This window comes from Ramlibacter ginsenosidimutans, from assembly GCF_016654015.1.
In the GTDB taxonomy this organism is placed as follows: domain Bacteria; phylum Pseudomonadota; class Gammaproteobacteria; order Burkholderiales; family Burkholderiaceae_C; genus Ramlibacter; species Ramlibacter ginsenosidimutans.
Window position 1 is genome coordinate 1 of sequence record NZ_JAEPWM010000011.1, and the last position, 13,795, is coordinate 13,795.

At 69.6% G+C, this 13,795-nt stretch carries 15 protein-coding genes and 1 pseudogene; 7 read left to right on the forward strand and 9 right to left on the reverse strand.

All coding sequences use genetic code 11. The features are described from left to right. Positions 1-331: 331 nt before the first annotated feature. From folE to JJB11_RS21010, 4 genes are all read left to right on the forward strand, one after another. Entirely contained in the window at positions 332-1,063 is a 732-nt protein-coding gene (gene folE / locus JJB11_RS20995) for a GTP cyclohydrolase I (protein WP_377372039.1), read from the forward strand. A 7-nt stretch (positions 1,064-1,070) separates the two neighbouring features. Further along, positions 1,071-1,493: a BLUF domain-containing protein gene (locus JJB11_RS21000; protein WP_201176185.1), complete on the forward strand. Its 423-nt coding sequence runs from the start codon at positions 1,071-1,073 to the stop codon at positions 1,491-1,493. 19 nt (positions 1,494-1,512) lie between these two features. Further along, positions 1,513-2,325, forward strand: a complete 813-nt coding sequence (locus JJB11_RS21005) for a DUF429 domain-containing protein (protein WP_201176187.1) — start codon at positions 1,513-1,515, stop codon at positions 2,323-2,325. Positions 2,326-2,441: 116 nt separating this feature from the next. Next, entirely contained in the window at positions 2,442-3,515 is a 1,074-nt protein-coding gene (locus tag JJB11_RS21010; protein ID WP_201176189.1) for a flavodoxin family protein, read from the forward strand. A gap of 23 nt (positions 3,516-3,538) precedes the next feature. Here the strand turns inward: JJB11_RS21010 and JJB11_RS21015 are convergent, their stop codons facing one another. From JJB11_RS21015 to JJB11_RS21025, 3 genes are read right to left on the reverse strand one after another with little or no spacing between them, the layout of a single operon-like run. Then, the gene (locus tag JJB11_RS21015) at positions 3,539-4,870 is read right to left on the reverse strand and encodes a sulfatase family protein (protein WP_201176197.1); all 1,332 of its coding nucleotides are present in this window, start codon (positions 4,868-4,870) and stop codon (positions 3,539-3,541) included. 2 nt (positions 4,871-4,872) lie between these two features. Continuing rightward, positions 4,873-5,826 carry a Bug family tripartite tricarboxylate transporter substrate binding protein gene (locus JJB11_RS21020; protein ID WP_201176199.1) on the reverse strand — a complete coding sequence of 318 codons (954 nt, stop codon included), beginning with the start codon at positions 5,824-5,826 and terminating at the stop codon, positions 4,873-4,875. A gap of 11 nt (positions 5,827-5,837) precedes the next feature. Beyond that, a complete protein-coding gene (locus JJB11_RS21025; protein ID WP_201176201.1) occupies positions 5,838-6,788 on the reverse strand; it encodes a tripartite tricarboxylate transporter substrate-binding protein in 951 nt (316 codons plus the stop codon). Positions 6,789-6,880: 92 nt separating this feature from the next. Here JJB11_RS21025 and JJB11_RS21030 point away from each other — a divergent pair, with 92 nt between their 5' ends. The 3 genes from JJB11_RS21030 (at position 6,881) to JJB11_RS21040 (ending at position 10,505) form a co-directional block, all read left to right on the forward strand. Continuing rightward, positions 6,881-7,396 carry a MarR family winged helix-turn-helix transcriptional regulator gene (locus JJB11_RS21030; RefSeq protein ID WP_201176204.1) on the forward strand — a complete coding sequence of 172 codons (516 nt, stop codon included), beginning with the start codon at positions 6,881-6,883 and terminating at the stop codon, positions 7,394-7,396. A 3-nt stretch (positions 7,397-7,399) separates the two neighbouring features. Continuing rightward, entirely contained in the window at positions 7,400-9,865 is a 2,466-nt protein-coding gene (locus JJB11_RS21035; RefSeq protein WP_201176205.1) for a ligase-associated DNA damage response DEXH box helicase, read from the forward strand. Between the two features lie 169 nt (positions 9,866-10,034). Then, positions 10,035-10,505 carry a BON domain-containing protein gene (locus JJB11_RS21040; protein WP_201176207.1) on the forward strand — a complete coding sequence of 157 codons (471 nt, stop codon included), beginning with the start codon at positions 10,035-10,037 and terminating at the stop codon, positions 10,503-10,505. 60 nt (positions 10,506-10,565) lie between these two features. Here the strand turns inward: JJB11_RS21040 and JJB11_RS21045 are convergent, their stop codons facing one another. The 6 genes and pseudogenes from JJB11_RS21045 to JJB11_RS21070 form a co-directional block, all read right to left on the reverse strand. Then, on the reverse strand, positions 10,566-11,750 hold the full coding sequence (locus tag JJB11_RS21045; RefSeq protein WP_201176209.1) for a zinc-binding metallopeptidase family protein: 1,185 nt from the start codon (positions 11,748-11,750) through the stop codon (positions 10,566-10,568). Positions 11,751-11,834: 84 nt separating this feature from the next. After that, positions 11,835-12,149, reverse strand: coding sequence for a BON domain-containing protein (locus JJB11_RS21050; RefSeq protein WP_201176211.1), 315 nt, complete (start codon positions 12,147-12,149; stop codon positions 11,835-11,837). Between the two features lie 93 nt (positions 12,150-12,242). Next, complete coding sequence (locus tag JJB11_RS21055) at positions 12,243-12,716, reverse strand: hypothetical protein (protein ID WP_201176213.1); 474 nt, start codon at positions 12,714-12,716, stop codon at positions 12,243-12,245. A 90-nt stretch (positions 12,717-12,806) separates the two neighbouring features. Then, complete coding sequence (locus JJB11_RS21060) at positions 12,807-13,181, reverse strand: phage holin family protein (protein ID WP_201176215.1); 375 nt, start codon at positions 13,179-13,181, stop codon at positions 12,807-12,809. Positions 13,182-13,191: 10 nt separating this feature from the next. Continuing rightward, positions 13,192-13,461 (reverse strand): hypothetical protein, encoded by a 270-nt coding sequence (locus JJB11_RS21065; protein ID WP_201176216.1) that lies wholly within the window; start codon positions 13,459-13,461, stop codon positions 13,192-13,194. 41 nt (positions 13,462-13,502) lie between these two features. Further along, positions 13,503-13,661, reverse strand: a pseudogene (locus tag JJB11_RS21070) (DUF1328 domain-containing protein); the annotation flags it as partial. Positions 13,662-13,795: the final 134 nt, after the last annotated feature.

Below are 13,795 nucleotides of genomic sequence, written 5' to 3' on the forward strand. Positions count from 1 at the left end.
GAGTTCTCGCCTTTCCTGAAATGTCAGGCGTGCCCTGCGTCTCGCCATCCCGGTCTCTCCAACATCTTGGGTGAACAATGATGTTGCCTTGACCGGTTGAACTCACCACGCAAAGGTTTCGCAGAGGACGCAAAAGAATACCTTTCAAGGTTTGCCTTTGCAGATTGGTTTTCCCTTCTGCGTCCTCTGCGTGACTTCTGCGTCCTCTGCGTCCGGTTGTTGGGTGTTTCTCCCTGCTAGAAAAAAAACAGCGCGCCGCCGGCCTGCCAGGGCCATTCGGCGGCAATCCCTTGCGGAGGCCGGGGCGGCCGGGGCGGTGTTAGCATTCGCCATGCTGATGAAAGCCGATCCCTCCAGCCAGCTGACGCCGCCCATGCCGGACGAGGGCGTGCCCGTCTCCGTGAAGATCCGCGAACGCCTCGTGGCGGCGCGCAAGCGTTTCCATTCCAATGACAACATCGCCGACTTCATCGAGCCGGGCGAGATGGACGCGCTGCTGTCCGAGGTGGAGCAGAAGATGCAGACCGTGCTGGACAGCATGGTCATCGACACGACGAGCGACCACAACACGGCCGACACCGCGCGCCGCGTCGCCAAGATGTACCTCAACGAGGTCTTCCGCGGCCGCTACGTCAAGCAGCCCTCGATCACGCAGTTCCCCAACGCGGAGCACCTCAACGAGCTGATGATCGTCGGCCCGATCACGGTGCGCTCCGCCTGCAGCCACCACCTGTGCCCGGTCATCGGCAAGCTCTGGGTCGGCGTGATGCCCAACGAGCACACCAACGTGATCGGCCTGTCGAAGTACGCCCGCCTCGCCGAATGGATCATGGGCCGCCCGCAGATCCAGGAAGAAGCCGTGGTGCAGCTCGCCGACCTGATCATGGAACGCACGCAGCCCGATGGCCTCGCCATCGTGATGGAGGCCCGCCACTACTGCATGGCCTGGCGTGGCGTGAAGGACCTGGACTCCAAGATGATCAACTCGGTGATGCGCGGCGCCTTCCTCAAGGACCCCGCCCTGCGCCGCGAATTCCTGGCGCTGATCCCGCAGAAGGATTGAAACCGCCATGCTGGTCCGCCTTCTCTATTGCAGCCGCGCGGTCGACACCAGTCCGCCGGCCATCGAATCCATCCTGACGCAGTCCCGCCATCACAACGCGGAGATCGGCATCACCGGCATCCTGTGCTACGGCGACGGGATCTTCCTGCAGTGCATCGAAGGCGGCCGCATGCAGGTGAGCGCGCTGTACGGCAGCATCCAGCACGATGCGCGCCACAAGGACGTCGCCCTGCTGCACTTCGAGGAGATCTTCGAGCGGCGCTTCAGCGGCTGGAGCATGGGCCAGGTCAACGTGTCCAAGCTGAACCAGTCCATCCTGCTGAAGTACTCCGAGAAACCCGAGCTCGACCCGTACGCGGTGTCCGGCAAGGTCTCGCTGTCGCTGCTGGAAGACCTCGCGGCCACGGCCGCGATCTGCGGCCGCAGCTGACGCCCGCGCCGTCCGCGGCATGACGCAACTGGTCGGCTGCGACTTCTCCAGCACGCCCACGCGGCGCAAGCCCATCGTGCTCGCCTGGGGCGCAGCCTCGGGCGGCCGCGTGCAGCTCACGCGGCTGGAGAAACTCGAATCCCTCGCCGCCTTCGCCGAGTGGCTGCGCGCGCCGCAGTCGTGGATCGCCGGCTTCGACTTTCCCTTCGGCCTGCCGCGCGAACTGGTGGAGCACCTGGGCTGGCCCACGCAGTGGCGCGAGTGCCTGCAGCATTACGCGAGCCTCACCCGGCCGCAGATCCGCGACACCTTCGCCGCCTATTGCGACGCGCGGCCGGCCGGCGCGAAGTTCGCGCACCGGCGCTTCGACCGGCGCGCGGGCTCCAGTCCCTCGATGAAGTGGGTCAATCCGCCGGTCGCGTACATGCTGCACGCGGCCGTGCCCTTGCTGCTGGACGCCGGCGTCGACATTCCGGGCCTGCACGCGGGCGATCCGCAGCGCGTCGCACTGGAGGCCTACCCGGGCCTGCTCGCGCGCGAGATCCTGGAGCGGCGCAGCTACAAGAGCGATGAGAAGGCGAAGCAGACGCCCGAGCGCCTGATCGCGCGCAAGGACCTGCTCACCGCGCTGGAACAGGGACGCACGCGACTCGGGCTGCGCCTGAAGCTGACACACGCGCAGCATGATGCACTGGTGCAGGACGCGAGCGGCGACAGCCTCGACGCCGTGCTGTGCCTGGTGCAGGCTGCGTGGGCGCAGCAGCAGGGCGCACCGCGCTACGGATTGCCAGAGGACCTCGATCCGCTGGAAGGCTGGATCGTCAGCGCCTGACGGGCTGCCGGGGCCCGTTTCCCTGGGCGTGCAAGCTCGTAGCTCGGCTGCTGGCGGCGCACCTGCCGCCGCCGGATTGCAGTAGTCTGGCTGGCTCCCCAGCACCAGGAGCTGCGATGAAGCCCGACGTCCGCAAGGGCCAGGCCCCGCCCATGGAGCCGCGCGACCGGTTCGGCGAGCGCTTCCGGGCCCGCTTCTTCGACCCGGCGTTCCGCGGCGAGGACGCAGCCATCGCGCGGCTGGAGGAGATCGCGTGGCAGGGCTACACGCAAGGCCGCAAGGCGCCCGTCACGCGCAAGGCGGGGCCGGAGTTCCAGGACCCGGACTACGAGCTGTCGGTGGAGTGGTACGAGACGCGCAATCGCCTGCTCGCCGCGCAGTCCCGCTGGGGCGAGGCCGCCACACCTTCGCGTGTGCTGGTCATCTGCGCTTCGCCGCGCAACGACGGCACCTGTCCCGGCGAAATCTCCAAGACGTTCCGGCTGGCGGGTATCGCGCAGCACACGCTGGTGGAAGCGGGGCTGGAGGTCGACTTCCTCGACCTGAGCCTGCTCACCTCGGACTATGACCGGCACATCCACCCGTGCAAGGGCTGCGTGTCCACGGCCATGCCCTTGTGCCACTGGCCCTGCAGCTGCTATCCGAACCACTCCACCAACCAGGTCAACGACTGGATGGCGGAGATCTACGAGCGCTGGGTTTCGGCGCACGGCATCCTGCTCGTGACGCCGACGCACTGGTACACGATGGCCAGCCCGCTGAAGCTGATGATGGACCGCCTGGTCTGCGCCGACGGCGGCAACCCCGACCCGACGGCCACCGGCGGCAAGAACCCCGAAAAGGCGAAGGCGCTGGAACTGCAAGGCTGGGACTATCCGAAGCACCTCGCCGGACGCACCTATGGCGTCGTCGTGCATGGCGACGTCGCCGGCATCGAAGGCACGCGGCGCGCGTTGTGCGACTGGCTGGACTGGATGGGGCTGATCGATGCCGGTGCCGCGAGCCGCATCGACCGCTACATCGGCTACTACGAGCCTTATGCGACCAGCCACGACACGCTCGATCACGACGAGGCCGTGCAGGAGGAAGTGCGCAACGCGGCGCGGGCGCTGACGCAGGCGGTGCGCGAGCTGCGCGCAGGCCGACTCAGCGCGCCCGGCCGGGACCTCGAGCGCCCCCGGCCGAAGTGAGGCGGGCTCGCCCGAAGCGGGTCCTAGCGCTGCGGCATGTCCTTGGTGGAGTAGCCCAGGCTGATGCTCGCGTCCTCGGGAATCGGCGGCATGGTCTCGTTCCACTGCTCCCAGGCGTCACGCAGGTCGGCCAGCCGCCCCGGCTCGCGGCCGGCCAGGTTGGCGCGTTCGCGCTCGTCCGCGGGGATGTTGAACAGGTAGTCGTGGCCGTCCACGCGCAGGTACTTCCAGTCGCCGTCGCGCAGCGCGCGCTGGCCGCGGTGATTCATGCGCCAGTGCAGCGGCCGCGCGAAGGTGTGGCGCGGCTCGCGCAGCACCGGCAGCAGCGACACGCCATCCAGCGGATACGCGGGATCGGGCTGCGCACCGCCCGCTTCGATCATCGTGGTGGACCAGTCCATCGTCATGCACTGCTGCGCCGTCACCTGTCCCGGCGCGATCACGGCGGGCCAGTGCGCGATCCACGGCACGCGGATGCCGCCTTCGGTGAGGTCCATCTTGCCGCCCACCAGCGGCCAGTTGTCCGAGAAGCGCTCGCCGCCGTTGTCGCTGGTGAAGACCACCAGCGAGTCGCGCTCCAGGCCATGGCGGCGCAGCGCCTGCATCACCCAGCCGATGCCCTCGTCCATGTGGTGGATCATGCGGTGGTAGGTGTGGATGTTGCCGCCGTGCAGGTGGAACAGGTTGTTCTTCACCTCCTGCGCCAGCGCCTCGTCGTCCCGCGTCTCCCAGGGCCAGTGCGGCGCCGTGTAGTGCAGGCTCAGGAGGAAGGGCGCGGGGCCTTCGCTGCGGTTGCGCGCGGCCATGCGGTCGATGTAGTCGACGGCACGGTGCGAGAGCAGGTCGGTCAGGTAGCCTTCCTCCGCCTTCTCCTCCTCGCCGAACCACAGGTCGTGCTGGCCGGTGGAACTGCAGTGCGTGAAGTAGTCCACCCCGCCCGACATCGGGCCGAAGTATTCGTCGTAGCCGGAGCGCAGCGGGCCGAAGTGCGGCGGGTAGCCCAGGTGCCACTTGCCCACGAGCGCGGTGCGGTAGCCCGCCTGCTTCAGCAGCGAGGGCAGGGTGGGGTGTTCGGGCGGCAGGCCCAGCAGCGGGTTGCCGCGGCTCCTGCTGTTGATCGGCTCCTCCGCCGCGCCGCGCAGCCGGTACTGGTAGCGCGCGGTCATCAGCGCGAAGCGCGTGGGCGAGCACACCGGGGAATTCGAATAGCCCTGGGTGAAGCGGATGCCGTTCGCGGCCATGGCATCGAGCTGCGGCGACACGCGGCCGAAGCGCGCGTCGCGGCCGCCGTAGCAGCCCAGGTCCGCGAAGCCGAGGTCATCGGCGACGATGAAGACGATGTTGGGGGCTTGCATGCTCATTCCACTTTCAGTCCGGTTGCGCGAATCACTTTGCCATAGCGCTCGCTGAGCGCGGCCAGGCGCTGCGTCGCCGCCGTGCCCGTGATCCCCTCGTAGTGCAGGTCCAGCGCCTGCAGCCGGCCGCGGACGTCGGCACGCGCGAGCGCATCGGTCACCGCCTGCTGGATGGCCTGCACCACCGGCTCCGGCGTGGCGGCGGGAACCATCGCCAGGTACAGCACTTCCTGTTCGAGTTGCGGCAGGCCCGCTTCGGCCACCGTGGGGATCTCGGGCGCCAGGCGCGAGCGCTGGTGGCTGGTGACCGCGAGCGCCGTGATCTTGCCCGCCTTAACGTGCGGCAGCATGCCGGGCGTGGCAAGCTCGCCGCCGTTCACTTCGCCCGACAGCACCGCCAGCACGGCCGGCGTGTTGCCCTTGTAAGGCACGTGCGTGATCTTCGCACCGGTCGCCTCGGTGAGCACCGCGGCCGCGAGATGCCCGGGGCTGCCGTTGCCGGCGGAGCTGAAGGTGACCGGCTTCGCCTTGGCCGCGGCGACCAGGTCCGCGAGGCTCTTGAAGCCGGTGGAGGGGTTGACGCCCACCAGCAGGCCCGAGGAGGCCATGATCATCACGGGCCGCAGGTCCGCCGCCTGGAACGGCATGGACTTGTAGATGTGCGGATTGACCGTGAAGGTGCTGTCGATCCCGAACAGGACCGTGTGGCCGTCGGCCGGCGCCTTGGCCGCCGCGTCGGCGCCGATGTTGCCGCTGGCCCCGGCCTTGTTCTCCACCACGAAGGCCCGGTTGAACTGCCTGGACAGCACGTCGGCGATCGAGCGCGCGATCAGGTCGGACGGTCCGCCCGGGGGGAAGTTGTTGATGAAGCGCACGGGCTTCGTGGGCCAGGCTTGCGCGTGCGCCGCGAGCGGCGCGACGGTGGCGAGGAGGAGGGCGCAGAGGAGGCGGCGCATGCGTGTGTCCTTCAGGGCTGGTAGCCGGATTTCTGCACCACCGGCGCCCACTGCGCGCGGTACGCCTTCAGCGTGGATTCGGTCTGGGCGCGCGTCGCAACGACGGGCGTCATCTGCGCGGCGAGAAACTTGCGCTGCGTGTCCGGGTCCTTCATGACTTCGACGATCGCATTCGCGTAACGCTGCACGGTGGCGGCCGGCATGCCCGCGGGCGCGAAGAAGGCGTTCCACCCGTTGGCCGCCAGCGGCAGGCCCGCTTCGCGGAAGGTGGGAATGTTCGGCGAAATCGGGGCCCGCCTGGCGCCCGAGGTCGCGAGGATGCGCACCTTGCCGGCCTCGTGGTGGGGCAGCACGGCTTCCAGCGTGTCGATCGAGACGGGCACCTGGCCACCCACGAGGTCCGTTACCAGCGGCGCCGAGCCGCGGTAGCCGATCACCTGCGCCTTCACGCCGGCCTTCTCCGCGATCATCAGCGCGACGAAGTGCGGCAGGCTGCCGGTCGCGGGGACGCCGAAATTCGCCTTCTCCGGATTCGCGCGCAGCCAGGCGATCAGGTGCGAGAGTTCGCGCACCGGCACGGCCGGGCCGACCGAAACTGCGAAGTCGTAGTCGTTGACGATCGACAGGGGAATGAAGTCGCGCTCCGGGTCGTAGCCGTTGTCCTTGAAGACCAGCGGGGCGACCACCATGACGGCGGGATTGGCGACCATCAGCACTTGCTGGCCCGCCATGCCCTTGACCTGCTGCGCCGCGAGCCGCCCGCCCGCGCCGGTCTTGTTCTCCACGACCACGGTCATGCCCAGCTTCGCCTGCAGCTGGTCGCCCACGATGCGCGCGACGCGGTCGGTCGCGCCGCCCGGCGCATAGCCGGTCACGATGCGCAAGGTGCCCCCGGAACCCTGGGCGCGGCTCCAGGCGGCGGGCAGGGCCAGCAGCGCGGCGGCGGCGGTACGTCTTTTCATGGTGCTCTCCGCGGACGAACTGCGCCCGCCGGGGCCACTGTAGTTGCCGCACAATCAATTGTTCAAATCAATCATCCCCCGCACAAACCCGCATGGCCGCCCCGCGCCAACCTTCCGGTCTCGACGACCTGCTCCTCTACAAGCTCAGCCGCCTGCTCGCGGTCGCCGGCAGCATGGTCATCCGCCTCTGCGAGGGGCGCTTCGGCATCACGCGCCGCGAGTGGCGGGTGATCGCGCGGCTCGCGCAGGAGCAGGAACTGCTCTCCTCCGAACTGGCCGAGCGCATCCAGCTCGATCGGGCCCGCACCTCGCGTGCGGTGTCCTCGCTGGTCGCCAAGAAGCTCGTGCGCCGCCAGGTGGGCGCGGCCGACCGGCGCCACGCGCACCTGGCGCTGACGGAGAAAGGCCGTGCCTTGCACCGCGCCCTGTTCCCGCTGGTGTGCGAGATCAACCGGAGCCTGCTCGCGCCGCTCTCGGCCGGGGACGTGCGTCGGCTCGACGAAATGCTGGTGCAGTTGCAGGCGCAGGCGGCGGAGCTGGTCGGCGTGGCCGAACTGCCCAAGGCCGACCGCCGGCGCGGCGGTCGCGCGCGCCTGGCGATGGGCTGAGCCATGGATGCGGGCGACGCCGGCGACACGCCGGGATCGCACGCGCTGGCGTGGCTGGCCACGCGCGGCTGGCAGGCCTTCGCGTTCCAGCGCGAGGTCTGGGACGCGGTCGCGCAGGGACGCAGCGGCATGCTGCACGCCACCACCGGCTCGGGCAAGACCTACGCGGTGTGGCTGGGCATGCTCGACGCGTTGCTGCGGCGGCATCCGCCGGGACGCGGGGCCGAGCCGCTGCGCGTGATCTGGCTCACGCCCATGCGGGCACTGGCGTCCGACACGACCAAGGCGCTCACCGCCCCGCTCGCCGAGCTCGCGCCGAACTGGACCATCGGGCTGCGCACGGGCGACACGCCCAGCGCCGAGCGCGCGCGCCAGGACCGGCGCATGCCCACGGTGCTGGTGACCACGCCGGAGTCGCTCACGCTGATGCTCACGCGCGAACACGCGCGCGAGGAGCTCTCGGGCGTCGAGTACGTCGTGATCGACGAGTGGCACGAGCTGGTGGGCAGCAAGCGCGGGGTGCAGGCGCAGCTGGCGCTGGCGCGCCTGCGCGGCTTCCATCCCGGCCTGGTCACCTGGGGACTGAGCGCCACGCTGGGCAACCTGGAAAGCGCGATGCACGTGTTGTGCGGGCCGCACCCGGAGCCCGCGCCGCGGCTGGTGCAGGGAAAGATCGACAAGACGCTCATCATCGACACGCTGATCCCGCCCGACCCCGGCAAGTACTCGTGGGCCGGCCACCTGGGCGCGCGCATGCAGCAGCCCGTGGTCGAGGAGATCGAGCGCTCGGGCACCACGCTGGTGTTCACCAACGTGCGCTCGCAGGCGGAGGTCTGGTACCAGCTGCTGCTGGAGGCGCGGCCGCAGTGGGCGGGGCACATCGCGCTGCACCACGGCTCGCTGGACAGGGCCACGCGGGAGTGGGTGGAGCAGGGCCTGAAGGAAGGCACGCTGCGCGCGGTCGTGGCGACCTCTTCACTCGATCTTGGCGTCGATTTCCTGCCGGTGGAACGCGTGCTGCAGATCGGCTCCGCCAAGGGCGTGGCGCGCATGATGCAGCGCGCCGGCCGCAGCGGTCACGCTCCGGGTCGCCCGAGCCGCGTGACGCTGGTGCCGACCAACACCATGGAGATCATCGAGGCCGCCGCGGCCCGGCGGGCGGCCCAGGCCGGCCGCGTGGAGCAGCGCACGCCGCCTGACAAGCCGCTCGACGTGCTGGTGCAGCACATCGTCACCGTCGCCCTCGGCGGCGGCTTCCGCCCCGAGGACCTGCGCGAGGAAGTCACCAGCGCGTGGTCCTACCGCAAGCTCACGCGCGCCGAGTTCGAGTGGGCGCTGGCCTTCTGCGAGCGCGGCGGGGAGAGCCTGGGCGCCTATCCCGAGTACCACCGCATCGTGCGCGGCGCCGACGGCGTGTACCGCGTGAAGGACAGTGGCGTGGCCCGGCGCCACCGGCTGGGCGTGGGCACCATCGTGAGCGATGCGGCGATCCAGGTGAAGTACCTCACGGGCGCGAACATCGGCACGATGGAAGAGGGCTTCATCGCGCGGCTGAAGCCGGGCGACCACTTCTTCTTCGCCGGCCGGCTGCTGGAGTTCGTGCGCGTGCGCGACATGGCTGCCTACGTGCGCAAGGCCACGCGCAAGAAGGGCACGGTGCCGACCTGGCAAGGCAGCAAGATGGCGCTGTCCACCGAACTCTCGGATGCGGTGCTCGAGATGATGCAGCGCGCCGCGCAGGGCGACTTCTTCGAGCCCGAGCTGCAGGCCGCACGCCCCATGCTGCTGACGCAGCAGCGCCTGTCGCAGATCCCGACGCCGGACACGCTGCTGGTGGAGGCCTACCAGTCGCGCGAAGGCCAGCACCTCTACATCTATCCGTTCGCGGGCCGCAACGTGCACCTCGGGCTCGCGAGCCTGCTCGCCTGGCGCCTCGCGCGGGTCCAAGCCAACACCTTCAGCATCTCGATCAACGACTACGGCTTCGAGCTGGTGAGCGCCGCGCCCTTCGACATCGCGCCCGTGCTCGACCAGTCGCTTTTCTCCGCCACCGAGTTGATGCACGACGTGCTCGCGTCGCTCAATTCGAGCGAACTCGCACAGCGGCGCTTCCGCGAGATCGCGCGCGTGGCGGGGCTCATCTCCACCGGCTACCCCGGGCAGCCGAAGAGCGCGCGCCAGCTGCAGGCGTCCAGCGCGCTGTTCTACGAAGTATTCCGCAAGTACGACGCCGGCAATCTTCTGCTGAGCCAGGCGGAGAACGAAGTGCTCAGCCAGGAGCTGGAGCTCTCGCGCCTGGGCGAAACCTTGCAGCGCATGCGCTCGCGCCGGCTGGTGTTCGCGCCGCTGCGCCACCCGAGCCCCATGAGCCTGCCGCTGATGGTGGAGCGCTTCCGCGAGCAGCTCACGACGGAGACGCTGGCGGCGCGGCTCGAGCGCATCCTCAAGGACATCGAGACCGAGCCTTGAGCCGCAGCAGCGGAAGGCGGCCACGTGACGGCGGGCTGGTGACGCTCCTGCGCTGCCGGCTGCTCCTACGAAAGCTTGCAGCGCGCCCCGACGTCGTGCGTCTGTCCCGCTGGCTACATTGGGACCGTCGGCACTCGAGCCCCAAGGCGAGGCTCAGGGAGAAGAAGAGATGCAACGCACTCGCGCATGCGCCGCGCTCGCAGCTTCGGCGGCGCTGCTCGCAACGCTCGCGGGCTGTGGCCGTGGTGAGACGCCGCCGCCCCGGCTGGCCCGGGCAGGGGGCGCCGGGAGCGCGCCGCACGCAGCGGCTGCCCTGCCGGCGACACCCGCGCCTGCCGCAGCGGCCGCTGCCGGCGCCTCGGATCGTCAGGCCGCGATCGACGGCAACGTCCACCGGCTCGGCGCCTCCCGCGGAACGAGCGTGTTCGATCCCGACGCGCTGATTGCCGAAGAGGTGAAGGCGGCGCTAGTGACGCGCCCCGAGGTCGGTACCCCGGCGGAGGTGGTCGTGTCGAGCCGCGACGGCGCCGTGACGCTGCGGGGCCGGGTGCCGGACCCGCAGGCACGCGAGCGCGCCACGGAGATCGCCCGCCGCATCCGCAACGTGAGGGACGTCGACAACCAGCTCACCGTGGGCTGATTCGCAGCGGAAGGCAGGAAGACGCAGGGCCGCCGGCGGCAGCGGCCTGGGCCTGCAACGCTAGGCTTGCGAGGTGGCGGCGTCGGCGTCGTGCGGTGCGTGGCGGTCCGCGTCCGGCGGCTCGCCTGCCTCAGGGTCCTTCTCGTCCGCCGCGTGCTGCGGCGCAGGCGAGCGCGCCTCCCGGATCACGTCGTGGACGTAGCGCAGTTTCTCCAGTGCCGCACCGGAGAGGGCGAAGGGATACGCGTCTTCCTGGCCGAGGCTGCGGTTCAGGCTGTTCACCAGCAAGGTGAGCGGCACCCATTGATCCACCAGCGCATCGAAGTCGGGACTCGCGGTCTCCAGCGGATTCAGCACTTCCTCGACGTCCTGCCCCTGGCCCGGGAGCGCGAGGTGCGTGTTGTACGAGGCGGCGGTCTCCAGCAGATCCACCATGTGGAGGTAGTGCGCCCAGGTCTCGGCCCAGTCCTCCCACGGGTGCGAGCTCGCGTATTCGCTCACGTACTCCTGCTGCCAGCCTTCGCGCGTGCCGCCGCGTGCATAGTGTTCCTGCAGCGACTGCTGGTAGTCGGTGCGCTCGTCGCCGAAGCGCTCGCGGAAGCTGTCCTGCCGTCCCCCCTCGGCGATCAGCCGATCCCAGTAGTAGTGGCCCGACTCATGGCGGAAGTGCCCGAGCAGCGTGCGGTAAGGCTCGTGCATCTCCACGCGGCGCTTCATGCGCTCGGCGTCGTCCGCTTCGCTCACGTTGATCGTGATCAGGCCGTCGGCGTGCCCGGTCATGACCGGCTGCCCCGGCATGTCGGCGAGGAATTCGAAGATCGGGCCGTCCGCCTCGCCGTTCGCAGGGGCCGAGTTCAGCAGCCCCAATCGTCCGAGCGAGTAGAAGAGGCGGCGCTTCGCGGCCTCCAGGCGATACCAGCGACCGGGGTTCTCGGGTTGCGAGAGATCGGGCAGCACGCGAGTGAGGCGGCACGACGCGCACAGCGGATTCGGGTCCGCCTGGGGCACCATGAAGTTGCACAGGCTCGCGGTCGCATGGTTCTGGCACAGCCGGTAGTGGGCGGGCGAGGGCGTGCGGCCGCGCACGCGCGGGCGCCACAGCGTGTCGTCGGCGGGCGTGACCGGCTCGATCGCGGCGAGGTTCAGGCGATCGGCCAGGAAGCCGAGGGCGCTCTCGCATTGCAGGCACTTGGTGTTCTCGAAGAACAGCGGATGCCCGCAGTACTGGCAATGGAAGGTTTTCATCGACGGGAGACCGGAAAGAAAACGGGCAGGCCGCCGGGGGGCTGCCTGCCCGCGAGGGCGGCGCGCCGCCCCGTGCGATGAAGCTTACGGACGCACGATCAGGTTGTTGCGCACTTCGCGCACGCCCTTGGTGCTGGCCGCGACGCGGCTGGCCTCGTCCTTCTCGTGCTGGGACTTGGCAAACCCGGACAGGGCCACCGTGCCATTGAGCGCGTCCACGTTGATGGACATGCCGCCGGTGTCCTTGTCTTCGAGCAGCTTGGCCTTCACGGCGGTGCTGATCTCGCGGTCCTGGACGTACTGGCCGGCGTTCGTCTGGCCACGCCACACGGCGCAGCCGCTGGTGGCGAGCGTCAGCCCGGTGAGGATCGCCAGGGCGATGGTGCGGGTTTGCTTCATGGGAACTCCCTTCCTTTGCAGGTTGCTTGTGATTCGGTGCAGGTGCGCCACGACGGCCACCGCGATCGCACCTTACCTGCGGGGGAAGGGCTTTCAGTCAGGACGCTGCTGATCCTTTCGGTAGTCCGCCGCCGACATGGCGGCCGTGAACAGGTTGGACAGCTGCGAGGACTTGAGCAGCGCCACGATGACCGTCGTCACCGAGATCAGCTTCCAGGGGCGCGCCAGCATCAGCAGCGCACCGGCAGCGAACGAAACCCCCAGCATCTGCATCGGCTTGCGTTGCGCGTACTTCTGCAGCAGCGGCTCGGCGAGGTCCACCGCCATGTGCGCCGGGTGATAGCGCCACCAGGTGCGCAGCGCGTGCAGCAGGTGGCCCATCCAGCCGCTGCCCGGATCCGGCGGCTCCTCCTCGTCCGAGTCGGCGTACGCCGCCGGGTCGGCGAAGCTGCCCGCTGCCCGCGCACGGGGCGGCTCCTCGTGCGGGTCGTGCCGACGCTCGCGCCGCGCGACGTAGTCGAGGATGGCCTGCCGGTTGCGGTCAAGCTTGTCACTGGCGTCAGACATGCATCTGCTCCTGGGCGCCGCCATGCGCGGGCCACGGTCGTCCATGGCGCGGTCGCAGAGCGCCGCCGCGCCGTACAGTGCCGGGGATCTTCATGAACGCGCGCCGATGGCGCGCAGCGCCCTCGCGTCAGCGTCGAGTTGCGCCTTGAGCTCCGCGAACGCCTTCTCGGGCAGCGGCTTGCGCGCCACCATGAACCCGATCACGGCGAGCACGAGCGCCACGAGGGGCACGATGACGAAGGCCCAGTGGAACTCCTGCTGCCCCGCGCCCAGCATCACGGCCACGCCGGTGAGGATCAGGAACACCAGCAGCGCGAACAGCGTGATGCCCCACGCGACGGCGCGCACGGCGACCTCGCGTCCGAGCGACGACGCCTCGTCGCGCATCAGCGAGGCGTACCCCGCCACATGCTCCATCACCAGCTCCGGCTTGGCGATCAGCACCGAGAAGATCGGGTGCACCATGCTCCCCGCCTCAGAAGTAGCGGTCCTGCAGGTCGCGGCGGTGGCGCATGGCCAGGTACAGGCCCGCGACGGCGGCCCCGATGGCGGCGGCGATGAGCGCGGCCTTCAGCGGGTTGTCGGACACATAGCGCGTGCCCACATTGGCGTACTGGCCCACGGTGCGCTGCGCTGCGGACGCGCGGTCCGACATGCCGGAGCGCAGGTCCCTCATGGTGTTGCTGGCGCGTTCCAGCGCCTCGGAAGCCATCCTGCGGGTGCTGTCGAGAGATTCGTTCATCATGTCGGTCCTCTTTTATCGGGGTTGTGCGTGCCTGGTTCGAATCGTCGCACGAGTCCCAGCGCGAAGGTGGCCGCCGAGAGGCCCGCGAACACGAAGAACAACAGCTTCGCGATGCCGGCGGCGTCCGCTGCCACGCCGCCGAACCCCAGCAACGCGGCAATGAGCGCGATGACCAGGAAAGCGACGGCGTAATGCAGCACGAGACTCCTTGGGAACAGGTTGCGCGAACCGCGGGCAGGCAACGGCCCGCAGCCCGCCCTAGCTTAAGCATGGGCCCCGACGCCATGATCAGGGCGGCACGGAACCGACTGTAGTCGCTCCGGCGGGTGCGCCG